Genomic DNA, 23,211 nt, shown 5'->3' with positions numbered 1-23,211 from the left:
AATCGTTTACTCTTTCGGAATAGTGTTAAGTGGCCGAATGCGTTCCCTTGCTCTTTTGAACCCAAGGTAATAACATAATGTATACCAAGAGAAAGGAGCGATTAACATGGACAAGGGATTTGACGTCTTTAGGGTTTCAAACTTTGTAATCGATACTGCTAAGGAAAACAATATCGAATTAACCAATTTAAAGCTTCAGAAGATTTTGTTCTTCTTGCAGGGATTCTACCTGCACAAGTACAAAACTCGCTTGATAAATGGAGAATTTGCCAAGTGGCAGTATGGCCCCATAGAAAGAGAGGTTTACGACTGCTTTAAATCAAATGGGTCTTCACCGATTCATGATGAAGCCTTTGACTTTTCACTCGATACTTTGACGATTATACCTATTCCTCCTATTTCTGTAGCTGACGTTGGCCGCGATATTTTTCCTAAGCTTAAATCGGAACTACTGAAGTTGCTTGAGATCCCGACTTGGAGACTGATGGAATTGACTCATAACGATTCTAGTTGGTCAAACTATCAGGATGAAATAAAGAACTATTCAGCTGCTGACTATACCAATCAGGAGATCGAAAGCTGCTATATCAACAACTTCGATTCACAATACTGCGAGGCTTAAGCCCATGGCTTCACGAATCTCTGATCAGCAAATCATAAATCACTCTATTGACACTTTTGTAGAATATATAAGCAGCAAAAGAGCTAACCAAGACAAGGTAATAAATGCCCTCACTACGTTTTGCAAAACGGAAAACCTTGCTAGAGCATATCCTGAAATAAGCAAGAAAATATATGCTCTATCCCCAACTAGCTTTACCAATCTTGAAAAATTCATGGGAATTACTACTGGCAACAAGAGCAATGAAAGCCATTTCGATAGTCTTTCACAAGGAATTAAAGAATTTGTTGATATCAGTAAGACGGACAATCTTAGACGGCTTGAACGTCATATAAAGCTAAGCTGCTACCAGCGTGACTACATCAACAGTACTGCCCAAAGCGCAAACGATGCAGCTGAGAAGGCTGTCAAGAACTCCAAGAAGGCACAACAGAAAGTAAAAAGCATCTACTCAGAGTTTGTCGGGATCTTAGGAATCTTTACAGCAATGTCCTTCGCCATGATGGGCTCCGTCGAGATTCTTGGAAATCTGTTTAGCGACTTAAAGAATCTGTCTAGCGCTTCTCTGGGATATGCCTTCATAGTTGGTGGCGTGTACCTAATCGTCATCTACTTGATAATTTTGATGCTGTTTATCGGCATTAAGAAGCTTTTTGCCGATGGGGAATATCAAATTGATCTTAAATTTTGCATATCGCTTTCGATAGTTTCCATTGTATTTTTCACCGTGGGAATTGTGCTGCTCAATACACTGCACTTGACGTAATGGGTTAAAGTCCATAAAAGATAAAAGTTCTCTGCTCCGTTAGAAGTGAAGTCTAACAGTTGCAGAGAACTTTTTAATGCTATTTAATTCTGTACCCGGCTGGTACCATCACTGTAGTTCAAAACAACGCCGGGCTGGACATTGAAGACATAGACGTTAAAGGAAACCGCGTTGCTGCCAACAGACTTGGCCTCCATTTGAACGCCACGGGCCAGAAGCTCATCGCCTTTAAAGATTGGCTTAACCCGGTAGCGGACATAGTTATTTGAAGATTCCTTCAAATAGTCAGCTACTTCATTTTCGTATGGCAGCATCCCCGATACGTTCATTTCTTCCGTACCAGTGATTAGGTTCTTCGGGTTGTTATTCTGCCCAGTCAACTGGTAGCCGATCAAGTGACTCCGGTTATAGAGCCAGCCGCTGGAAATACGCTTATTGTGCCAGCCAGTTGGATCCCAGTGCAAGGGTTCTCTTTTAGCAGTCGGCATCAAGGACTGATTCAGCATTGCATTGGCCGTAGTAGCCCGGTTCAAGCTGTCCAGATTGCCGTAGATCTGCCAGGCACCGCGGCTGGTTGACAGATCACTTTGACTAAAGTCAGGTTGGTTGTTATTTACTTCAGTAGACAGTTGCCCGCTATAAGTCAGGGATGCCAGGTCAGTTTGCTTCGGCTTAGCAGAAGCAGTTTCTTTCGTGGACGTAGTTTGGCTGGTCTTACTGCCCGGCTTTTTGGCCAGCTTTTCCTTAGCTTCCTCTGTCTCACCTTTAATACGATCAGTCTCAGCTTCTAAAATAAGATTATCAGACTTGTAATCTTCGATCTTATCTTTATACTTATTGACCCGCTTGGTCTTAACGGTAATTTTTGGATAATTCTGTGAATCAACCGGCTTGGTAGAAGTCACGGCAAAAAGCAGAACAACCGCGCCAGCAGCAAAAATCATTCTTTTCTTTTTCATTATCTCTTAGCCCTCCGGTAACCTGCTCTCTGCGCTTCTTCTTCACTGTTAAAGTAGACAGCGTTTGACGAATTCATCCGGTAGCTGGCCTGGCCAGGGACATGATAAATTTTGGAATTGACATTACCAACGATTTTCTGAGAATCAGCCGTGTTCATATCACCGCGCTGGTCACTTGAAGTATCAGTTGGGTCATCAGTGTTTGAATCACTAGCACTAGATGCGGCAGCAGCCTGCTTTTCCGCGGCTTTACGGGCGGCTTCAGCCTCCTTTTTAGCTTCAGCTGCTTGCTTTTCCTGCTCCCGCTTAGCCTTTGCGGCTGCTTCTTTTTCTGCCTTTTCCTGAGCTTCCAGCTTCTTAACCTTCTTAGCCAGAGGCGCGTAGGCCAGTAAGGCGGCCTTTTTGGCAGAAATCAGCGCTGCATTCTTTTCTTTTGCTTGTTGGTATTCCTTAGCGCCAGTATACTTAACCACGACTTTGGTCCGCGGACTGTATTCTTCCGCGGCTACGCTGCCAACACCGACAGTCACAAAAGAAAGGGCCAGCAAGAGCCAGGCGGTAGCCTTTTTTACCTTTAACTTGTGTTCTTTTTTACTATAGGCCAAATACATCAGAACAAAAGCGGCAATAAAGAGGCATCCGCCTATACTTGAAATTCCTAACGGCAGATAGCTCATCATAACGCCCAGCAGAGACATAAAGGCAAAGCTGCCCCACCCTCTAACTGAATAGTAATCTTTATCAGCTTTGCCAGATTTTTTCTTACGATAGCTAATCGTTGCCATAGTAGCAGATGCTACCAGCAATATAGGCCATAATACGGCCATAAATATCCTCATCTCTTCCTCCTCAAAAAACACACGATTAAACAGCTAAGTGCCGAAGCTCCCACTTAGACACTCAGACTTTACATTATAGCACGCGTGTAAAGGGAAAGAGACTTCCTCATAGAGAGAACGAGTAGTTGGTTCAAAAAAGTGCATAAAAAAGAGCGCCTATTAAGCGCCCCAACCGGTTCGGTACAAGTAATCAGCTGGTACCATTTTTTGCAAACTCAATAATAAGATATGCAATTAGGGGAAATCCCCGATGAACCTGGTTCATAATCCTAATACCTACATTATAGCACAGCGGGGCAAGCCGAACTTGTCCGCTTTTTGCTACTTACTTTTTCTTGAGCAGGTTCTTGTACATAGGCCGGTCTGCTGCAGGGATGCCCAGGAGATCCATGGCCCCATCCGGAGTTAAGTTGGTGGTGTTCAGAATGTTGCGCAAGTAGTCTTGCGTCACCTTCTCAGTCGTTTCTTTAGTTACTTCTTTAGTTACTTCCTCAGTCGTTTCCTTCTTGGCCCGGTCAAGCTTGACCTGGATAAATTGTGGCATTACTTCAGTCATGGTGGTCACCTCGTTCTTATCTCTTTTTTCCAATTCCTTGATTAACTCGTCAAAAGCATGCGTGCCCGACAGGGCATTCATCATGTCCAAAAGAAGCATGATATCTTCTACTGAGAGCTTCTTGGCGCTTGGGTGGTATTCTTCCCCGGCATTGGTCTGGATAAAGTATTCCGCCAGGCAGAAGAAGGCACTCTTGAAGCGCTGATCCAGCTCTTGTGCACTTAAGTCGCTGATCCGGTAAAAAGCCTTGATCTTGTAATCACTGATCAGTGGCCGCATTTCTTCGGGCAGCTTCTTCATATTGACACTCCCCAGCAAATTTCGGCTGTAGTTCCAAGCTTCTTTCCCGTAGTATACCACCAGCGTGAGCACGGGGTAGAGCTTTTTGCTCTTAGTGAGCTGGTAGCGATAGGCCGCGGCATCATAGTTCATCACCCGCGCTGGCATGTTCTTGTCCGGCCGGGTCTGGTTCTCAATACCGACCAGCGAGATGACAACCTTCTTCTTGCCGATTGTCAGCAACTTGGCCACGTCCCGGTCCTGGCTGTGAATCTTCCCGTTAGCCTTGTAGTAGCTAAGCGTGTTGGTGTTTGCCAGCATCTTGGGCTTGATGACTTGCTGGCCATTAAAGATGAAGCCGTTCAATACGTCAGCGAACACTTCATTCTTGTCTAGCAAGACTTTCTCGACCAGGTCATTAGTGCCATGAGGCTGGTGTGATTTTCTTTTTGACATGGTTCCTCCTTAACTAGGAGGGCAATTTTTCCCTCCACTTACTAATACAAGAAAAACGCCAAAAATTTTTTATTTCAGCAAAAAATTTGCTTTACTCTAGCTAAAAGCAGAGATGAGCTCAGCAGCTCGAATTTAGTAATTGATGGGGCATGAAAAAACACCTGCAGAAAGATGTCTAAGTGATGCCAAAGTGATGCTAATCTGCCGCATTTCTGACCAGCAACCTGCAGAAAACCTGCAGAAACCATCCGAATACCTGCAGAAAAAACGTTGATTTGACGCCGTTTCTAGCCATTGACCTGCAGAAAACCTGCAGAAAACGTCCGAATACCGGCTGAAACCTGCAGAAACCCGCAGAAAGATGCCGATTTGATGCCAAAGTGATGCTAATTTGACACATTTCTGACCAGCAACCTGCAGAAAACCTGCAGAAAAAACGTTGATTTGACGCTGTTTCTAGCCATTGACCTGCAGAAAACCTGCAGAAAACGTCCAAATACCGGCTGAAACCTGCAGAAAGATGTCTAAGTGATGCCAAAGTGATGTTAATTTGACGCATTTCTGACTAGCAATCTGCAGAATTACCAAGACAAGCAGTAAAGGCAGAAAGCCCCGCATCCTTAAATTGGGTGCGGGGCTTTTGGGTATAAAAAAAGAGCGCCTATTAAGCGCCCCAACCGGTTCGGCACAAGTAATCAGCTGGTACCATTTTTTGCACATCAGATGTGAACTCCGGTTCATTATCTTAGTACCTACATTATAGCACACAAAGAACCCCCTTGAAACAAAGAGAGCACGTTTCAAGGGGGCGCGGAAAGAACATTTATTCCTCACTAGTGTGATTAGAGAGTGTAAAATGTAAGGCACTATTAACCCGGTCAGCGATTACATCGTAGTCGAGCGGGTGATGGCTGAAAAGGTTGTCAATCATCGTATAGGTCAAGCCAATGCTGAAAACCGTCACGAAGTCGCTGGCCCTGTGGTTATCGGTCATGCCTTCGTCTGTGATGATCTTTCGTAGCAGCACTGCGATATGCCGCGAAATCTCGCCAATTACATCGATTTCTTTTTGACTTGAATATACACTTTTGTAAAAATCCCTATTCTGCTCAGCACTATAGAAGACTTGTGCGATAATTTCCTCCGAATCCAGCCTGTCGATGTTGCTTTCGACATCGGCTTCCATCATTGCCTGGATTGTATAACCGAGCAAATCGTATTTATCTTGGAAGTTATCGTAAAAAGTCTGCCTTCTAATACCGCTCTTCTTCATCAAGTGAACTACACTGACGTGGTTAAAGCCAGTTTCAGCAACTTCAGCCCTAAACACGAGTGCAATGCGCGACTTAAGATCTTCGGACATCGGATCACGCTTTCTTAAGGCTGATTGTCGCCAAAAACTGTTGTCTCATTTTTAAACCATAACCGCTAGCTGCTACAACGTGCAAACAGACCGTCCGGTACTCACGCCAAGCCGGACAGAATAGAACATATCATATTTTGCGTTTTAGGAGAACCCTTAATTACTCCAGCCTGTATTATATATTGCCCATCGTTAATAGCAACTAGCGGCTACCATCAATAATATGCCCGAAAGCGGATTAAATCAACGGACAATTTGTAAGTGTTTGTCCAAAAATGATAAAAATTACGGCGCAGATGGATGAAAAGCATTGCAACACCCCTTGCTAAGAAGAGACCTATATCTCCAGACACTTTCCCAGTGCCCATCACCTTGCCCACTTCCGCGCGCGACAAACACCCCCTTGAAACTAAAGAGAGCAGGTTTCAAGAGGGCGGCAATTAAATAACAGCGTTTATTCTATCCAAGGCTGGCGATGTAGTACTTGGCGTTCATGGCCGCGTGACGGCCGGAGTTGACATTGTGAGCGCAGGCCGAACCACCCAAGGTGATGGTGTAGACATTGCGGTACTGCATGGTTGAATCCATGCCAGCCACGTATAAGCCGGGGATCGTGTTAAAGTCAGGATCAATAGCCTCAAACTTCCGGTTAGAACCAATCCCGCCAACGCCGATCAAGTTGGATGGGTCAAGCCGGGCAATGTAGTATGGCCCTTCTTCCATTGGAATCAAATTGTCACTGTCTTTGGCAAATTCTTCGTCCTTGCCTTGGCGGGCAAACTTGTTGTAGTCATTCAAGGTCTTGGTCAAGACATCCTTTGGCAGGTCGAAGTGCTTGGCCAGGTCTTCCAGGCTGTCTTCCTTGTACAAGGAGTCACCTTCGTTAGTTTCAACAGCTTGGGCCAGGATCTTGTCCGCGTCGGGGATGCCAGCAGTAATCCGGTCATAAATATCCTGATTGAAGACCTCATAGGCATTCTTGACTGACTGCATGGCCATTCTTTGGTAAAGCAGGTTGTACTTTTTAGCATTTTCGTTGACGAAACGACGGCCATCTTAGTCAACAAAAACCGTCGGGCTACCAGACGGCAGGCTCATGAAGCCATTGATTGGATCGATATACAAGTGCACGCCTTCGTGTGGCAAAGCCATAATATAGTTCATCATGAATTCAGGTGATTCAACCAACATGTCCTTAGCCCCGGCAGCCATGGCCATCTTATAGCCGTCACCAGTGTTGGAAGGCATTGAGCAGTAGTGCAGGTTCTTGGTTGACCAGCCTTGCTTTTCGATCAGTTCAGCTGAATGGCCCACCCCACCAGTGCAGAGCAGAGTTGCCTTAGCATTGATCTTGACGATCCCATCTGGTGACTTGGCATAGACGCCCTTGACCACGCCAGCATCTTTGATGATACTGATGGCGCTGGTTGAAGTCATGAATTTAAAGATACCTGTCTTGATTCTGGGACAGAAAAATTCCGTCTTTCCTTATCGAAAGATTGACGACTATAAAGGCGGATACTTAATGGGGCAATACATCTCAACTCTAAAGCCACAGAGACCGCTTTTTCTCTCAATGCCTTTGTACGATTTAGCAGCCGGGACTGAAAGACTGAATGGTTTTGTGGAAGGCGCCGCATCTATCAAAAGCAAGGTTATCGAATGCGGCTACAACCCGGAAAGTGTCTATCAGCATAAAGAGGAAATTATTTCATATAAGCCTGACGTGGTTGTTTGCGCCTCAGATTACCTGATTTTAGGCTTATTGCACATCATCAAAGAGTTGGATCTTTCATTTCCAGCAGACATTCGCATTGCTGGCTTTGGAAATTATGATTTTTCCAACAAATATGCCCTGGATTTAACCAGCATTGATTTTGACTACCCTACCCTGGGAATCAATACTGCCAGAGCTGTCATAAACATGTTGGCAGAAAACGAAAAGGACATGCTAGATGAGAATGACTATAATACCCGTTTAATCGAACGTAACAGTACCGCAAACAGCACAAAATAATTAATTCAGACACAAAAAGGGATGCAATCCGCACTTGGACTGCATCCCTTTGTTGCCATATCGAAGTCTATAGAGGATGGCATCAGCTGCCAATGCAAAGCGGCTAAACCATTTCAAAAATGTCAGTTATATTGGTAACGAAGTACGGTTTCAGAGGATGCTTCTAAATTCATGGCTTTAGGTGAATTCCAACCGATCATGATCACGACTTCATTGCCCTTGCTGGTCGCCCTGCTCTCAAGTCAGCTCAGCCAGCTTAATCTCAGCAACATTCAAGCCCTAGTGATCATTTACCTGTCCAACAATGACGGCGAAGTTTTCCAGCGCGACCTGGAGAAGGAATTCGGCGTCACCAACCCGACCATGACCGTCTCGATCAAGTCAATGCAGAAGAAAGGTTTGATCGACAAGGTCAAAAGCGAAAAAGACGGCCGCTGCTACCGGCTTTTGCTCACGGAAACTGGCAAGAAGCTCTATCCCAGGTGCATGGCAGTCTATACCGAAGTGGAAGCAAGGTGTGACAGCATCCTAACCAACGAAGAAAAGGATCAGTTCATCAAGATGACAAACAAATTGACCGATGGACTGAAGGATTATCAAAACAAGCAATAAAAAATTCCAGCACCGAAGTGCTGGGATTTTTTTGTATGTTATAGAGCTAAAAGGTATTGTACTTCCCCTTTGACGAGATGGAGGTATTCAGACTGTATCCCTTTGGTGCACTTTTTTACTAATTTTTCAATCAATTTGCGTTTTTTGAAATTTAAGAAAATCGCCTACTTGACATTGAACTATTCGCCAACAAGTAGTAATATCGTGGTGACAAAACAGATTGTTCTACGAAAGTGCTAACGCACAGAACACTATTCAAACTTAGAAAGGAATATCTAAAAATGGTTAACTCGTTTGACTCAAAAGTCATGTTTAACAACATATCTTACTTAGCTTCCCAACAAAATAAAAAAATTGGGGAACTTGAAGCTGCTGCTGGAGTTAGCACAGGCTACATTTCCCGGATAAAAGATGGGAGTTTCAAACCAGGTATTGAATTCGTTCTTAACGTAGCCAATGAATTAAATATTAGTGTAGACACACTTTTAAAAACTGATCTGTCAGCATTAACACCTACAGAACAGTACCTAAAGAATCTTCTTAAAAAATTAATAACTGATACAACCAGTGATAAACTTGACTGGAATGTTGATACTGCAGACTCTTTAAACTATATTCAGCCAGATGAAAATGGAAATACTGGTCACCCTTTGTTCTCGATAAAAACATTTATGGTTCCCACCGAAGTAGAATATCCTGAAGAAGTTACAAGACCTGTTTTTGAGTCTAGAACTTTCGGCAATCAAACTTGTATTGCAGATGACTGCTTCTATTTGCAATTAAATAATGATACAACCCTTTATCTCATGAGCATCTGCAAACTCGCACATCGAGTCGGAGATCCAAACGCGTACGCAAAAGAACTCTGGATATCAAACGATGCAGAACAACAAGAACTGTGTAGCAATAATGGAACTGAAACCATTTCTCCTCTTGTGGATCATCTTTACACTTTAGTAGTTGAAAGCTCTAAGCATCCCAAAATCAAGCAAAATTTAAAAGCTGCTCTTGATTCATACCTTGAAAATAGTATCGACGATACTTCGACCGAACTCCCTTTATAATGACAATGGAGGCCATCCTTTTGGAAGAAATATACAAATCAGTAAACGAAAAGGCAAGTAAATTAAGAGAACTTGCGTTAACCAAGCGGTTAAACTTCTTAATAGGTTCCGGAGCATCTCTTCCTGGAATTCCTTTGATGAGTGACGAGCGTTTTAACCCTAAAAATGTCTTTCCGTTTAGCGATAAGGATGAAAAGATCAGAAATGACCTTCTCTTAGATGAAGTTAAAAAAATCAGTAAAACTTTGCTTGAGGAAGAGGATGATGAGTCTCCTACCACAAAGCAAACTCTAGATAATTATAAAGGCTTTCTTAGCATAGTCATTGACATACTAAAAAACTCAAACGCTCGTCAAGTTTGATATGACCCCCGAAATTAGGACACTAATTTCGGGGGTTATTTTCATGACTAAATACACTAAAGAAATCAAACTCGCTATTTACCACGAATGGGTAGACGATCATAGAAGAGGCACCTACCTCAGCCGAAAATATGGGATGGAGCGCGGAGGAATCCAATATTTGGTAGACTTGATCCAAAAGCATGGCGAAGACATTTTGGATCGCCCACAACAGAAATATACTGCTGATTTCAAGCTTGCTGCCATTGATAGAGTTCTGCTAGGTGGTGAAGCTCTTAGGCAGGTTTCCTTAGACTTAGGGCTTACAAATACAGGAATTCTTGCAAATTGGCTTCGCTCTTTCAAAGAAAACGGGTATACTGTCATTACCAAGAAGAAAGGTAGACCACCCAAGAATGCCCAAAAGCAAGGACAAACAACGGATCAAAGAGCTGGAAGAGCAGGTAAAGAGGCTTACAGTCGAGCTTGCATACATAAAAAAATTGGAGGCCTTAATTCAAGAACGGAAGAGCCAAGAAAAGAAGAATTAGCTCGTGCAATCACTGAATTAAGGCAAGAATTGCGGCTTAGCGTTAAGTACATTATCGACGTTATCAATGCCAACCCTGGATTGCCTCATATCTCAAGAAGTAACTACTACTACCAAATCCATAAGCCTGATAAGGATTCTGGTAACCAGAAGCTGATGGATAGAATCAAAGAGATCTTTCTTGAACACAGCCGACGCTATGGGTACCGGCGAATTTACGGACAGCTTCGCCGGGAAGGCTATGAGATCAACCATAAGAAGGTGCAGAGGCTCATGCAAAAGATGGGCTTATTCGCCATCGCAATCCGCAAGAAACGTAAATACAGCAGCTATTACGGCGTTCAAGGCAAGATCAAGCCAGACTTAATCAAGCGCAATTTTTACGCAATTATTCCGGACAGACATTGGTTTACCGACGTGACTGAATTCCATCTTAAAGATCAAAAGCTCTACCTTTCTCCAATTATCGATGGTTGTACCCAAGAAATCATCTCCTACAACATTTCTAGGCACCCAGACCTTAAGCAAGTGATGACTATGCTAGATGACGCATTTGAGAAGCACCCGGCTCTTAACGGGCTTATTTTCCACTCAGACCGTGGCTGGCAATATCAGCACCAAGCATATCAAGCGGCTCTGGCTAACAGAGGGATCGATCAGAGCATGTCCAGGTTGGGTAATTCTCTTGATGACGGCTTAATGGAGGGCTTCTTCGGCATTCTTAAGCGGGAGATGTTCTACGGCCAAGAACATAAATACAAGGACTTAAATGAGCTTGAACAAGCTATTCACAAATACATCGATTACTACAACAACGTAAGAATCAAGACAGGACGAAAAAACATGACCCCGATTGAATATCGGAATCATGTTTTAACAACCTTAACGGCGTAATACTAAATTGTCCCAATTTTGGGGGTCACATCAGTTCCTCGTACTGCCAATATTTTTACTACGAATTACGATCTATTTTTAGAAAAAGCAGCTGATGTTTTAATGCAAAAACGGGCTGTGATTTTTAACGATGGAGCAAAAGGCTACTTTAACAGATATTTAGACAGTGCCAACTTCAATATGACCGTATCTTATCGAGGCTTAAACGACAATCATAGAGATGACCTGCCTACAATTACTTTGATAAAACCTCACGGATCTGTTAATTGGAAAAAAAGTGGTGAAAAGGTTCTTATCAGGAACCATATTGTAGAAGATCCGATGATTGTTAAACCAACTGGATACGAGAACGCTGAAACTTTTCTAAGCAATCATTTTCATGACATGCTACGCGTTTTTCAGTTAGAGCTTGATAAACCTGAATCTGTATTATTCGTCATTGGATTTTCTTTTCAAGACCAACATATTGCAACTATGTTAAACAGGGCTCTTAATAATAATCGGTTGATTGTAATCTGTTTCGGATATAGTGACTCAGATAAGTCGAAGATCTTGAGTAATCTTAAAATGACCTCAGAGGAAGTTCCAAACAACCTTTGGTTTATTACACCAAAAGATTTGTCAGATTATCTAAATGGTTTAGATTTACCTACTGTAACTAAAATACTACGGGGGAATATATCCAATGGATGACATGGATTCTTTGGGCGTAATTGTCAGCGTTGATGGTGATATATCACAAGTAGGGATGTACAACTTTGCCAATGATGTCACCTTTTTGTGGAAAGGCGATATCTTAATCGGGCCTAAAGTTGGTGCCTTTATGACCATTCATCAAAATGACATCAAGATTGTAGCAACTGTCATCTCCGAAAAAGTTATGGATCAACAAAACACAGTTAAGAGTACTCAGTTCGACAATCGCTATAGTAAAGATTCGATTAATAGAATTATCTCTTTAAAGACTCAAGGAATTATTGACCATGGGAAGTTCATGTTGACCAGTGAATATGTTCCAATGGTTGGTAATGAAGTTACAGTAACCAGTCGTACTGACTTGGATTCTATTTATGACGTGGCAGAGGATGAGGTAACAATTTCGATTGGCAAATCCGTGAGAGAAGGACAGAAAATTGATTTGTCAGTAAATAAGTTCTTTGGTTCTCACATCGGTATTTTTGGCAATACCGGTAGCGGCAAATCTAATACTCTTCATAAACTATATATGGAATTGTTTAAATTAAGAAACAGATACAATATTTTTGCTCACTCATCATTCTATATCATCGACTTTAATGGCGAGTACATGCAACCAAGACAGTTTGGACTGGGTAATGAAGAAATCAGAAGATTTGATGTTAATACCCGTCAAGAAGGTACAGGAGATAAGATTCCGGTTGTGCGTAAATATTTCTTTGATCCAGATATTTTAAGTATTTTGTTCAGCGCTCGTCTTGCTACTCAAGTACCATTTTTACGCTCCGCAGTCAAAAGTTTTTTGGATATAGAAACAGCAGACAAATTTGCACAATTAGAAATTGGATTACTAAGCAAACTAATAAAAGACTTTAAAATTGTTGGCTTTGAAAATCTGGATGCATGGTTTAAAGTAGCTGAAAAGTATAATGTGGATACCACTTTTTTTGACTTAATCAAAAATGGGATGAAACGAGAGTTTCAGCAATTAACGGTTATCATTAATGGTGAGACAATCATCAATCAAGGAACTTTTGTTAATACTGATGCTACCAAAATTAAAAGAACTGAAATAAGTTTAAAGACGGTTTATAGCAACAGCGATGAATTTACTAAGTTCATGATGTTTATGGATTTTCAGAGAATTTACTCTACAGCGTGGAATTCATTCAAACCAGAGTATATAAACCCACTTTTTAAGCGAATAGAAACAACATTAACCAATCTCAAAAATGTTATTGAACTTACTTCTGATTTATCGAGCTTTGGTCCCGTTAACATAATTTCACTGGTTCATGCAAATCAAGACATTAAACGATTAATTCCGATGCTAGTCTCTAAAATGGTTTATGATGAACAAAAGCATAAAGTATCTTCAGAAGAGGAAATTACTCAAACAGTACATTTGATCATCGATGAAGCCCATAATATTCTTAACGCAGAGAATCGACATGATGGCGACTCTTGGAAAGACTATCGCTTATCTGTCTTTGAAGAAATCATCAAGGAAGGTCGCAAATTCGGCTTCTTTCTCACTCTTGCAAGCCAACGACCAGCAGATATTTCTCCCACAATTATTTCTCAAATACACAATTTCTTTGTCCATCGGCTCGTCAATGACAATGACTTAAAAATGTTAGCCAATACGATGCCAACTTTAGACAAGAGTAGCTATAGTCAAATTTCCAGTTTAGGCCAAGGTGAGGCCATTATTACGGGAAATGCAATGAAGGTACCAGCCCTGGTCAAAGTTGACAAAGAAAAGATGATCCGTCCTAAGAGTGATGATGTAGTCTTGACTGATCTATGGGAGAAAGATAGTCGTGAATTGTACGAATAAAGCTAAGAGTTTCTCCCATGGTGGACAGGAAACATGGTTAAAATTATAGAAAAAAGTCCATACATATCAGAACGGGGATACAATCCTCAACAGGGTTGCATCCCTGTTTTCTCGTTAATTGCAAAGTTAAACAGTGTTTTAGTTTAGAAATAGACACAAAGAAACGTAAGCACCCAATAGCGCGGTATCTATTACCCGACGGTCAATAGTCATATACTGTTCTTAACAATTGAATACCGAGGAACACGATATTATGACTGAACATCCAATCGTACCGCTCGAGCTGCCGAAGGGCAAACTCAGACCTAGGAATAAGCTTCCAAAGAACTGGCTCGTTCTCAATTTGAAGTCCAATGGAGTTGAGCTGTCATTTTACAGTGATGCCACTAACGAGCTTATGCTCGAAGTCGTAGACAGGGTCTTGAGCCATGATTAATCTGACTGAATTAGGTCGAGTGTTCATTGTTTGCGGTAAGACCGACATGCGCCGGGGAATTGATTCGCTCGCTTACATAGTTAAGAAGAGCTTCAATCTCGATCCCTTCTCTGGATGCGTCTTTCTCTTCTGCGGCAGCCGAAGAGATCGCTTCAAGGCACTATATTGGGACGGCCAGGGATTCTGGCTGCTCTATAAACGCTTTGAGAACGGGAAGCTGGCATGGCCGAACAATGAAGACGAAGTTCGAGAGTTGTCCGATGAGCAAGTCATGCGCTTGATGCAGGGCTTTACCATTGATCCTAAAATTAATACCGCAAGAGCTCGTGAATTCTATTGATTTCACGAGCTTTTCTGGTATTCTTATGATTATGAATCAAGGAGGGACAACGACCATGACTGACAAAGAAACTTCAGCTTTAATCGAAACGCTCAAAGCAAATAACGAAGAGCTGCTCAAGCAGGTTGCCCTTCTTACTGAACAAGTTACTTATTTGACTAATAAGCTTTACGGCAAGTTTTCCGAAAAGAGAGCTGTCAACCCAGATCAACTGAGCCTTTTCGAAGAAGACAACGCCTCCCAAGATGACGAGGACTTGCCCTCGCGTTACCGAAACTATTACCTATAAGAGACGCAAGCAAGTCGGCAGAAAACAAGACATCTTAGATTCTCTGCCGGGCGAGGAGGTTCATCGTCGTTTGGATGACCTTACCTGTCCAGACTGCCAGCACGAGCTGAAAGAGATCGGCAGCTTCTGTGCTAGAAAAGAGCTGCTCTACATTCCAGCCCAGGTTAAGAGAATCGATCACATCCAACACTCTTACAAGTGCCAGCACTGCAGTGATGAGGCCACCGGCTGACAAGATTATCAAAGCACCTGTACCCAAGGCTCCGTTAACCAACAGTCTTGGCTCAGCTTCTTTGATCGCTGATACGATCTATCAGAAGTATGTTCTCAAGGTTCCTGCCTACCGACAGGAGAAGGACTTGCGGCGTATGGGCCTTCCACTTGATCACAAGACGGTTTCGAATTGGCACATCAAGGTTTGCGAGTACTACCTCTCCAGCCTGTACGAGCTCTTGAGAAAAGAGCTGTTAAAGCTGGATGTCATTCACGCAGATGAGACGCCATATCGAGTCTTAGACAGCGAAAGAGCTAAAGACTATGTCTGGACGTTCTTGTCAGGCAAGCAAGTAGAGAGGGCCGATTGTCCTGTATCACCATGTATCACGAAAAGAAGCCGTAGCATGGGATTTCCTCACAGACTTCAGCGGATACCTTCATTGTGATCAACATCCTGGCTATTTGCGATTGAGCCAGCAAGATGTGACTCTTGTAGGTTGTATGGCTCATGCAAGACGGAAATTCCATGATTCCTTGCCTAAAGATAAGGCTATAGAATCCGACGCGACTTCAGTGGCTAATCAAGGGATCCACTACTGTAATCAAATGTTTAGCCTTGAGCGCGCTTGGAGAGACCTTTCGGCTGAAGAAAGATACGAAAAGCGTCAGTACGAATTAAAGCCTCTTCTTGAGAAGATTTCGGACTGGGCTCTAAGAAATCAATCTCCGTGTTGCCTTTCGGCAATCTGGGGACGGCCTTCCAGTATTGCATGAAGCACATGGACAAGTTCATGAACGTTCTAAAAGATGGTCGCCTTGAACTGTCAAACAACAGAGCAGAACGAGCAGTCAAAGAGATCGTCATGGGACGCAAAAACTGGCTCTTTTCACAGAGCAGTACCGGCGCCAAGTCCATAGCTATCATTATGAGCATACTCGAAACCGCTAAGCAAAATGGCTTGGATCAATTCAAATATATCAACTATCTTCTAGACAAGCTGCCCAATGAGCTGTCATTATTAGACAATCAGCGTCTGGAAGCCTATTTACCATGGGCTGAGAATGTTCAGCTCTACTGTAAGTAAAGTCCCATAAACTGATTAATCCCATCTTAGCATTGCTAGGATGGGATTTTAATATACCGCACTATTGGGCGCTTACGATGTATTTAATTAATGGGCTAACTACAAATGGTAAATACAGAATCTGCCAAGAAAGATACAGCATTCCTAAACGCTTAAGATATGAGTTTAGATAGCGAGTCTTTGATTCTTCATCCAAGAAATCATATTTCCTAAAGAAAAAGATTCCAGAAATCAAAAGAAAACAAGGTACTGCAAGCCGTCCAATTAATGGACTATAATGTGCATCAACATGAATTCCTACAACACCAATTGCTGCTAATAACTTTAAAACATCGACACCTTTATACGTTGTCTGTCTATTCGCCACTATAGTAAACCTTTGCTTTCTTATTATCTTAACTTAAGTCTGCTTTTTACTTCATTGAACAGAGAAATGAAAGTTGAATTCTTTAAAGCAAACAATGCAATACAATAAATTACCGCTGCAATCGGGATTATTATGATCAAACGTAAAATCATATTTCCAATAAAATTCTTGCCTATTAGACAAACTACGCACATCAAGGTAACAGCACCTATCACTGAAACAATGTTTTGTATAAATGCTTTTTCTTTAATAATATCTCCCACAATATCTCTACTAAAATAAAGGTTCATAGCCATAGATACAAATTCTGCTAAGAGCGTGGTTAATGCAGCACCATTTTCCGCAAGAATGGGGATCAATATAAAATTAAGTAAAATATTAACAACTGCTGCTGCTACATAACTAATGAGTAGCTTATTTTCTCTTTTAGCCGGAATTAAAACACAATCATTGAAAACCGTACCTAGTAGTTTAAAAATCAATGCTAAACACAGTATTCTTAATGAACTAGTAGCCCTCAAATATTTTTGATCCCCTACAATCACCACCGCCTCATTACTGAAAATGAAAAGGCCAGCCATAATTGGAAAAACAATCAAGATTAGCGTATTTATTACTCTTCGCAAAAGTACAAAGTATTCACGATAGTGTTTCTTCCCCATTAACATTGCCAAACGTGGAACTGTAACTAGTAGAACACTCCAAAGAAGGTTAGCAATTATAGTATATATTTTTACAGATACGCCATAAATCCCTACAACGTAATTTGTTTGCATAAATCCAAGCATTGTTGTATCAGAATTTACATATATTTGTACTGCAACCGTGGAAATAAAGATAATAAAGATAGGTTGCAAGTATTCTTTCCTGTTGAAATTGAAGTTCAACTTTAAATCTACAAAGCGTTTAGCGTAAAGATAATTTAGAATGTATGAACCTGCCGAAGCAAACACCGTAATCGCTACATAATTCAAATAATCTCCTGAATGCCGCACAAATGCAAAAAGCAAAATGACTGAGATGATCTTAAATATAATATTTCTAATCGTGATGTATGCATATTCTTCAAAAATAGTAAATATCCAATTAACACCTATAGTAGTACAAAAGATCTGGATGCTATACATCAAAATTGCAATGATATATTTCTTTAAATTCGAAATTACTAATAATGTTAATCCTAACAGAATATAAGCAATTAAAGTCGATATCAAGTTAATAGTAAAAACTTTACTAGCAAAAGCACTAATTTTTTCTCTATCGTCTCTGAACTTAGCACCTTCTCTTATAGCAAAAGTGTTGATTCCTAAAGCTGCTATCAAAAGAAAATAACCGTTAATTGATCCAGCAAAATTATATTTCCCCATCCCTGACACACTCAGTACCCTCGAAGCGTATGGGAATGTAATAAGGGGAAATATTAAATTAAGCAGACTTTGTAAGCCACTTAATACAGCATTAAGTCCCAAAGATTTCTTCAAATTTATCTCCTTATACAATAGTTAGCTAACTAGAAATTACAATTAAAACTAAGAATATCGTTTTGAGTGTATAGCTATTTTTTTCTCTTTTTCAGAATACTATGATATAGTTCATAAATTTTATCTGCATTGTGATTTGCTGTATAGTTTTGCATTGCATTATCTTGACCTTTTTTGGCGAGAAAACATGCCTGTTCTTTGTTAGCCATAACCTTTTCTAATTTATTAGCCAAGTCATGCTCATCTTCAAATAAGAGTCCACACTCCCCATTCTTAAGAATTTCAGCAGTAGCTGCTGAATTCTTCCCAATTACCAGAAGCCCATTCATCATAGCCTCTACTGTAACCCTACCAAAGGCTTCGGATGCTGATGCCATAACAAATATATCTGACTTTTGATAAAATTGCTCCGGATTTTCAGAAAAGCCATAGAATTTAACTCGATCTGAAATTCCTTCTTTTTGCGCGATCTTTTCAAGAGTTGCTTGTTCTCCACCTTTACCAACAAGTTTATATTTAAAATCCGTTATCCCTTTTTTATTCAAACTGCCTAAAGCTTTTAATACTTTTGCTTGCCCTTTACCTGGATAAAGACCTCCAACTGTCAAAATCTGAGTAGTATCATTAAACAGCTCATGATTACTGTAGTAAATGGAATCATCAAGGCCATCATAAATAGTTTCGATCTTATCACCAAAAATCGGCTGATATTTTTCCTTAATTGCTTGTGAAATGGCAATAATTCCCGCAGACTTAGAAATAAGATTGTAAGCTTTTTTCTTATCCCAGAATCTGCAAAATTGATCTTCTTCAAGAAATTCCCTAATATGCCACACTATTGGAATACGTAAATCACAGGCAGCAGTAGCTCCCACGTAGTCCCAAGAAGTATTAATATGTACAAGGTCGGGATCAAATTCCTTTAATACCTTTTTAATTTTGAAAATAGCTTCTAAATTTGTAGCCTTTTCCGCAATCCATTTAGCCCTTTCTTTGGGTAAATTATACAGATTGATTGGTGTAATCCAATCATGAGAATGTATACATACGTAATCAATTTTCTCTTGGTCCAAAAGTTGTTCCCCGTCTCCATGCCTTGGAACAATAACCTTTGGTATTACACCGTAGTCGTCCCTCAACAGCTTAACCATTGTTACCAAGCATTTAAAAGCACCTGACCTCTGAGAATTATCAGAAGCAAAAAAAGCTACTTTCATCTTACTCTCCGAATTCTTCGCTAACTGCTTGCAAAGCACTAGCAATAACTTGATCCATATTGTAATACTTATATTGACCAAGACGACCACCGAAAATCACCTTAGCATTTTCATTAGCAGCTAATTCTTTATATTTAGTGTACAAGTTATTATTCTTCTCATCATTGATTGGATAGTACGGCTCATCGCCACGCTTCCATTTAGCTGGATACTCACGAGTAATAATTGATCTGTTAGGATCACCCTTGCCAAACTCAAAATGCTTGTGCTCAATCAAACGCGTATATGGCGTTTCAGCATCAGTATAATTGATTACCGCGTTTCCTTGATAGTTACCAACGTTAACCTCCTCAGTTTCAAAACGCAGTGATCGATATTCGAGTTCCCCTAACTTATAATCAAAGAATTCATCGATGGGACCAGTGTAAACAATCCTGTCAAAGCTCTTCAAGTATTCGCTTTTGTTTTTAAAGAAGTTCTTACCTGTTTCAACTTTGATATTATTATCCTTCATCATATTTTCAATCATCTTTGTATAACCACCTTTGGGAATTCCCTGATAGTCATCACTAAAATAATTATTATCATAAATTAAGCGCACCGGAACACGCTTAATAATGAACGGAGGTAATTCTGTCGCTTTTCGTCCCCATTGCTTTTCAGTGTAACCTTTAATCAACCTTTCGTAGATATCACGACCGATCAATGAAATAGCTTGTTCTTCAAGATTCTGAGGTTCCTTACCAAACATTTCTGCGCGCTGCTCATTTATTTTTTCCATTGCTTCTTGTGGGGTTCGAATACCCCACATTTCTGTAAAGGTATTCATATTAAATGGTAAGTTGTATATCTTCCCTTTATAATTTGCAACAGGAGAATTAGTGTAGCGGTTAAAATCAGCAAATTTTTGTACATAGTCCCATACTTCTTTGTTAGAGGTATGGAAAATATGAGCACCATACTGGTGGACTTGGATGCCATCTACTTCCTTAGTATAGGCGTTCCCACCAATGTGGTCACGTTTGTCAATAACTTTAACCTGATTCCCGCGAATAGCTGCTTCATGGGCAAAAACTGCACCAAAAAGACCTGCACCAACTACTAAATAATTTGGCATTTTTGCACTCCTAACGTTTTTTTAAAATTCTAAATTTCTTTACAATAACCACTTATTTACAAATAGAATTTCTGCTAAAAATATTAGCTTGAATACTCTTAACTAACATTAAGAGTATTCCTAAGCGAAATAATACTTGGAACGATTAACATGATAAAAGGATTATTTCTAATATCTACTAATTGCGGATCTGTCACACTATGCAGAGCTAATACAAATAATGCAATAAGCAAAAAGTAATTTTCGCTTGTTATTGCTTGCTTACTAACTTTATTTAAGAGCCAACATATACTTACCAATGCAATTATGCCACCAGTAAAAAGAATATATATATATGATGAGTCAAGATAAAAATAATTGCGACCAGTTTGATTAAATACTATTTTTTGTCCGAATATGGTTATTCTATAGTTGCTAAACGCTAACGCATTTAGGCCGAGTCTGTAATTTAAGGCCAAGTTTGCTTCTTTCATTATGCTCAAATTTGGATGAGAGTTATAAAATAATTGAAAAATAATAGTAAAAGCACATACTATTGAAAAAATATGAGTAGCAAGTTTCTGTACCACCCTATTCTTTAAAATTATTGATCTTACTGTGTTACTTTTACCGATAAGATCTAATATCAACGCCAAGTTTACGGTTAGATAAACAGCTGTAGTATTAGTTTTCAAATTAAACCAATAATTTATTGCAAAAAGAGTCAATAATTCCCACGCTTTTATGTTTTTATCTTTAATAACTATAAAAGCCATAATTGCACCAAAAAGCATATTTGGTCCAAACGTTGTCCAATTGAATCCTAAATATTCCCTTGTTTCTCCAGTTAAAATATTATGATAAACTATGTTCTGCAATATTCCTATCTTACAAAGAAAAATTATTAGAAAAATCGCACAAAACATAGATAAACAATACCTTCTCAAGATTTCTTTCTGATTATATCTATGTGTAACAAAGCTAAACGGAATCATTAAATAGAAACCGTTATCCCATCCATCTTTAAGGACTAAATACGATATAATCAAAAACATTCCAATCCATATTGATATTGCTACTTTCTTTATTTTTACCTTTTTAAGTACTTCCATAAGTACTGCCAAAAAAGATAGTGAAAATAAAGTAGTCATTATTATCGTTTTCACCGTCGGATATTGAATTGAAATTTCAGATTGAACAATTGCGTATAGAAAAACACATATCATGTATATATCTATTGATTTTATTGTTTTCACTCTCGGAGCTACAGCTGCTTCCATTTTTCTCCACTAATTCTTTACACTAAGTAGCTAATTAAATCGTTTCTTCTCACTTTTTAATATTGATTTCAATTTAGTATCCAATACAAAATATATTGGTAACTCTCTAACCTCTGAATTATATTCATTGTGCTTTAGCCAGACGTCCTCCAGTCTTTCTGACATAAACCCATACATACGTTGCTGATACTTACTTCTATCAGACAAGTCAGTTTCTTTTTCTAACTTGAATAAAATGTTAAACAGCCACTCACAATATTCATCAAAGATTGCCTTAGGCAAAACCATCATATTCAATCCATGCTGATCTCTACCGTTCATCACTTGATTAAAATCTGCCACATATTCAGGTTGCTCTTTAGCAATAATATTTGCCACATTATCTAAATCTTTACCAACGTGCCTTTCTCGATAAATATCACCTACAGACATGTGCCATTTTGTAATTGAGGGTAGGACTATTTTGCCTTTTTCTAGATACCCTTCAATTTTTTCTTTTGGGCATACCTTAGGAACCAATGCATTAGGATCCATAAAAAAGCGGCGATAGTGCTCAATAGAAATATACTTAGATGAACTATCATTTTTCCAGATCCAATACATAGCAGTCAATTCACAATAATATGGATTTTTCTCTGAGATGTTGTCACCAGTATTATCTCGTAGATAATCATGTATGTTGTCGCCATTTCCTACAAATATAGGCGTCCTACCTTCTGGTATAAAATCAACTGGTTTATGAGTTACCATATACATAGTTAAGTTATTTGAATTCATCGGATATCAAACCTCGGCGCATAATCACTTTAAATATTTTTTAAATAAAAATTTTGCAAGTAAGTGGCAATATTTTGGATATCATAACCACTTTCACGAACCTTGTTTGCGTATTTGAGACTTCTCGAAATACACTGCTTTTCCTTAATCATATGTTCAACCCATAGATTATCACTTGTCAATGATAATCTAGTAACTAAATCCACAACGTCTTTACGAGTACAGCCATTCAGGTCATTAAACTTAACCAACAGTCTGTCCCAATTAATTCTTTTGATTCTTCTATGCCACTTAGCCATAACTTCTTCTTCACTATGATAGTGTAGAAAGAAAATTTCTACATCTTTCAATTTGCCAACTGGATAATTTCCATAACGTTTATCCACAGAAACTTGACTATACCATTTTGAAGCTTTTGGATCAATAAAAGTTAACTCACTGTCCAAATATTCCTTCAAATCTTTCAAAAACTTGATATAGTCATCAGCCATAATGAACAGGCCGACTGTTGGAGATTCCTTCGGGAGATCATAACTTTCATACAACATTCCTCCCCAACAATTATTTGAAATTATCGTAAATTTCGTATCTATTAAATTTTGTTTGCGTTTAGCAGCAAACTTTTCTCTTCGGAACTTAAGAACCTTTAATCTCAATCCTTCATAAGTAGGCATACTGTACTCCTTTTTATTTCAGATATTTTTCAGTAGGCTACATGCACGCCAATGCTGACAATTTTTCAGTCAAACTTTGCCACCAGCTTTGTTTTGATG

General features: G+C 39.8%; 24 protein-coding genes and 3 pseudogenes. 15 read left to right on the top strand and 12 right to left on the bottom strand.

The window, feature by feature from the left end; genetic code table 11:
- Nucleotides 1–106 precede the first annotated feature (106 nt).
- Together ACYVUV_RS00685 and ACYVUV_RS00680 are read left to right on the top strand one after the other, a co-directional pair.
- On the top strand, nt 107–622 hold the full coding sequence (locus ACYVUV_RS00685) for a Panacea domain-containing protein (protein WP_439775954.1): 516 nt from the start codon (nt 107–109) through the stop codon (nt 620–622).
- Between the two features lie 4 nt (nt 623–626).
- Nucleotides 627–1,388, top strand: coding sequence for a hypothetical protein (locus tag ACYVUV_RS00680; protein WP_439775955.1), 762 nt, complete (start codon nt 627–629; stop codon nt 1,386–1,388).
- 83 nt (nt 1,389–1,471) lie between these two features.
- Here the strand turns inward: ACYVUV_RS00680 and ACYVUV_RS00675 are convergent, their stop codons facing one another.
- The 5 genes and pseudogenes from ACYVUV_RS00675 to ACYVUV_RS00655 all read right to left on the bottom strand — a co-directional run bounded on the left by ACYVUV_RS00675 (nt 1,472) and on the right by ACYVUV_RS00655 (nt 7,277).
- Nucleotides 1,472–2,347, bottom strand: coding sequence for a DNA/RNA non-specific endonuclease (locus ACYVUV_RS00675; RefSeq protein WP_439775956.1), 876 nt, complete (start codon nt 2,345–2,347; stop codon nt 1,472–1,474).
- On the bottom strand, nt 2,347–3,174 hold the full coding sequence (locus tag ACYVUV_RS00670; RefSeq protein WP_439775959.1) for a sunset domain-containing protein: 828 nt from the start codon (nt 3,172–3,174) through the stop codon (nt 2,347–2,349). The genes ACYVUV_RS00675 and ACYVUV_RS00670 overlap by 1 nt, the downstream gene beginning before the upstream one ends.
- A gap of 337 nt (nt 3,175–3,511) precedes the next feature.
- Complete coding sequence (locus ACYVUV_RS00665) at nt 3,512–4,477, bottom strand: Rpn family recombination-promoting nuclease/putative transposase (RefSeq protein WP_484498900.1); 966 nt, start codon at nt 4,475–4,477, stop codon at nt 3,512–3,514.
- Between the two features lie 823 nt (nt 4,478–5,300).
- Entirely contained in the window at nt 5,301–5,840 is a 540-nt protein-coding gene (locus ACYVUV_RS00660; protein ID WP_484498899.1) for a TetR/AcrR family transcriptional regulator C-terminal domain-containing protein, read from the bottom strand.
- 459 nt (nt 5,841–6,299) lie between these two features.
- Nucleotides 6,300–7,277, bottom strand: a pseudogene (locus ACYVUV_RS00655) (FAD-binding protein).
- Between ACYVUV_RS00655 and ACYVUV_RS00650 the strand changes: the two are divergent.
- The 13 genes and pseudogenes from ACYVUV_RS00650 (at nt 7,258) to ACYVUV_RS00590 (ending at nt 16,220) form a co-directional block, all read left to right on the top strand.
- Nucleotides 7,258–7,857, top strand: a complete 600-nt coding sequence (locus ACYVUV_RS00650; protein ID WP_484498898.1) for a substrate-binding domain-containing protein — start codon at nt 7,258–7,260, stop codon at nt 7,855–7,857. The pseudogene ACYVUV_RS00655 and the gene ACYVUV_RS00650 sit on opposite strands and share 20 nt — an antisense overlap.
- Nucleotides 7,858–8,028: 171 nt before the next feature.
- Nucleotides 8,029–8,469 carry a MarR family winged helix-turn-helix transcriptional regulator gene (locus ACYVUV_RS00645; RefSeq protein ID WP_484498897.1) on the top strand — a complete coding sequence of 147 codons (441 nt, stop codon included), beginning with the start codon at nt 8,029–8,031 and terminating at the stop codon, nt 8,467–8,469.
- A 281-nt stretch (nt 8,470–8,750) separates the two neighbouring features.
- Nucleotides 8,751–9,533, top strand: a complete 783-nt coding sequence (locus ACYVUV_RS00640; RefSeq protein WP_484498896.1) for a helix-turn-helix domain-containing protein — start codon at nt 8,751–8,753, stop codon at nt 9,531–9,533.
- A gap of 20 nt (nt 9,534–9,553) precedes the next feature.
- Nucleotides 9,554–9,895 (top strand): hypothetical protein, encoded by a 342-nt coding sequence (locus tag ACYVUV_RS00635; protein ID WP_484498895.1) that lies wholly within the window; start codon nt 9,554–9,556, stop codon nt 9,893–9,895.
- A gap of 43 nt (nt 9,896–9,938) precedes the next feature.
- Complete coding sequence (locus ACYVUV_RS00630; RefSeq protein WP_484498894.1) at nt 9,939–11,318, top strand: IS3 family transposase; 1,380 nt, start codon at nt 9,939–9,941, stop codon at nt 11,316–11,318.
- A gap of 36 nt (nt 11,319–11,354) precedes the next feature.
- Nucleotides 11,355–12,011: pseudogene (locus tag ACYVUV_RS00625) on the top strand (SIR2 family protein); the annotation flags it as partial.
- The gene (locus ACYVUV_RS00620) at nt 12,004–13,854 is read left to right on the top strand and encodes an ATP-binding protein (RefSeq protein ID WP_484498893.1); all 1,851 of its coding nucleotides are present in this window, start codon (nt 12,004–12,006) and stop codon (nt 13,852–13,854) included. The pseudogene ACYVUV_RS00625 and the gene ACYVUV_RS00620, both read left to right, overlap by 8 nt.
- Nucleotides 13,855–14,107: 253 nt before the next feature.
- On the top strand, nt 14,108–14,290 hold the full coding sequence (locus tag ACYVUV_RS00615) for a hypothetical protein (RefSeq protein ID WP_484498892.1): 183 nt from the start codon (nt 14,108–14,110) through the stop codon (nt 14,288–14,290).
- A complete protein-coding gene (tnpB, locus tag ACYVUV_RS00610; protein WP_484498891.1) occupies nt 14,283–14,630 on the top strand; it encodes an IS66 family insertion sequence element accessory protein TnpB in 348 nt (115 codons plus the stop codon). Before ACYVUV_RS00615 ends, tnpB begins: the two co-directional genes overlap by 8 nt.
- A 55-nt stretch (nt 14,631–14,685) precedes the next feature.
- Nucleotides 14,686–14,919: a transposase domain-containing protein gene (locus tag ACYVUV_RS00605; protein WP_484498890.1), complete on the top strand. Its 234-nt coding sequence runs from the start codon at nt 14,686–14,688 to the stop codon at nt 14,917–14,919.
- A complete protein-coding gene (locus ACYVUV_RS00600) occupies nt 14,876–15,151 on the top strand; it encodes an IS66 family transposase zinc-finger binding domain-containing protein (RefSeq protein ID WP_484498889.1) in 276 nt (91 codons plus the stop codon). The genes ACYVUV_RS00605 and ACYVUV_RS00600 overlap by 44 nt, the downstream gene beginning before the upstream one ends.
- Nucleotides 15,135–15,986: pseudogene (gene tnpC / locus ACYVUV_RS00595) on the top strand (IS66 family transposase); the annotation flags it as partial. The gene ACYVUV_RS00600 and the pseudogene tnpC, both read left to right, overlap by 17 nt.
- A 12-nt stretch (nt 15,987–15,998) precedes the next feature.
- Nucleotides 15,999–16,220, top strand: coding sequence for a transposase domain-containing protein (locus ACYVUV_RS00590; RefSeq protein WP_484499361.1), 222 nt, complete (start codon nt 15,999–16,001; stop codon nt 16,218–16,220).
- Nucleotides 16,221–16,281: 61 nt separating this feature from the next.
- Here ACYVUV_RS00590 and ACYVUV_RS00585 read toward each other — a convergent pair whose 3' ends face one another.
- The 7 genes from ACYVUV_RS00585 to ACYVUV_RS00555 all read right to left on the bottom strand — a co-directional run bounded on the left by ACYVUV_RS00585 (nt 16,282) and on the right by ACYVUV_RS00555 (nt 23,112).
- A complete protein-coding gene (locus ACYVUV_RS00585) occupies nt 16,282–16,587 on the bottom strand; it encodes an acyltransferase family protein (RefSeq protein ID WP_484498888.1) in 306 nt (101 codons plus the stop codon).
- A gap of 23 nt (nt 16,588–16,610) precedes the next feature.
- Nucleotides 16,611–18,068, bottom strand: coding sequence for a flippase (locus tag ACYVUV_RS00580; RefSeq protein ID WP_484498887.1), 1,458 nt, complete (start codon nt 18,066–18,068; stop codon nt 16,611–16,613).
- Between the two features lie 74 nt (nt 18,069–18,142).
- Entirely contained in the window at nt 18,143–19,285 is a 1,143-nt protein-coding gene (locus ACYVUV_RS00575; RefSeq protein ID WP_484498886.1) for a glycosyltransferase family 4 protein, read from the bottom strand.
- Between the two features lies 1 nt (nt 19,286).
- A complete protein-coding gene (glf, locus tag ACYVUV_RS00570) occupies nt 19,287–20,402 on the bottom strand; it encodes a UDP-galactopyranose mutase (protein ID WP_439774963.1) in 1,116 nt (371 codons plus the stop codon).
- Nucleotides 20,403–20,500: 98 nt separating this feature from the next.
- Entirely contained in the window at nt 20,501–21,661 is a 1,161-nt protein-coding gene (locus ACYVUV_RS00565; RefSeq protein ID WP_439774962.1) for a hypothetical protein, read from the bottom strand.
- 30 nt (nt 21,662–21,691) lie between these two features.
- On the bottom strand, nt 21,692–22,438 hold the full coding sequence (locus ACYVUV_RS00560; RefSeq protein ID WP_439774961.1) for a DUF4422 domain-containing protein: 747 nt from the start codon (nt 22,436–22,438) through the stop codon (nt 21,692–21,694).
- Nucleotides 22,439–22,467: 29 nt separating this feature from the next.
- The gene (locus ACYVUV_RS00555) at nt 22,468–23,112 is read right to left on the bottom strand and encodes a DUF1919 domain-containing protein (protein WP_439774960.1); all 645 of its coding nucleotides are present in this window, start codon (nt 23,110–23,112) and stop codon (nt 22,468–22,470) included.
- Nucleotides 23,113–23,211 lie beyond the last annotated feature (99 nt).

It is taken from the genome of Lactobacillus sp. WILCCON 0149 (assembly GCF_057197965.1).
This window is presented reverse-complemented; position numbering and strand designations above follow the sequence as displayed.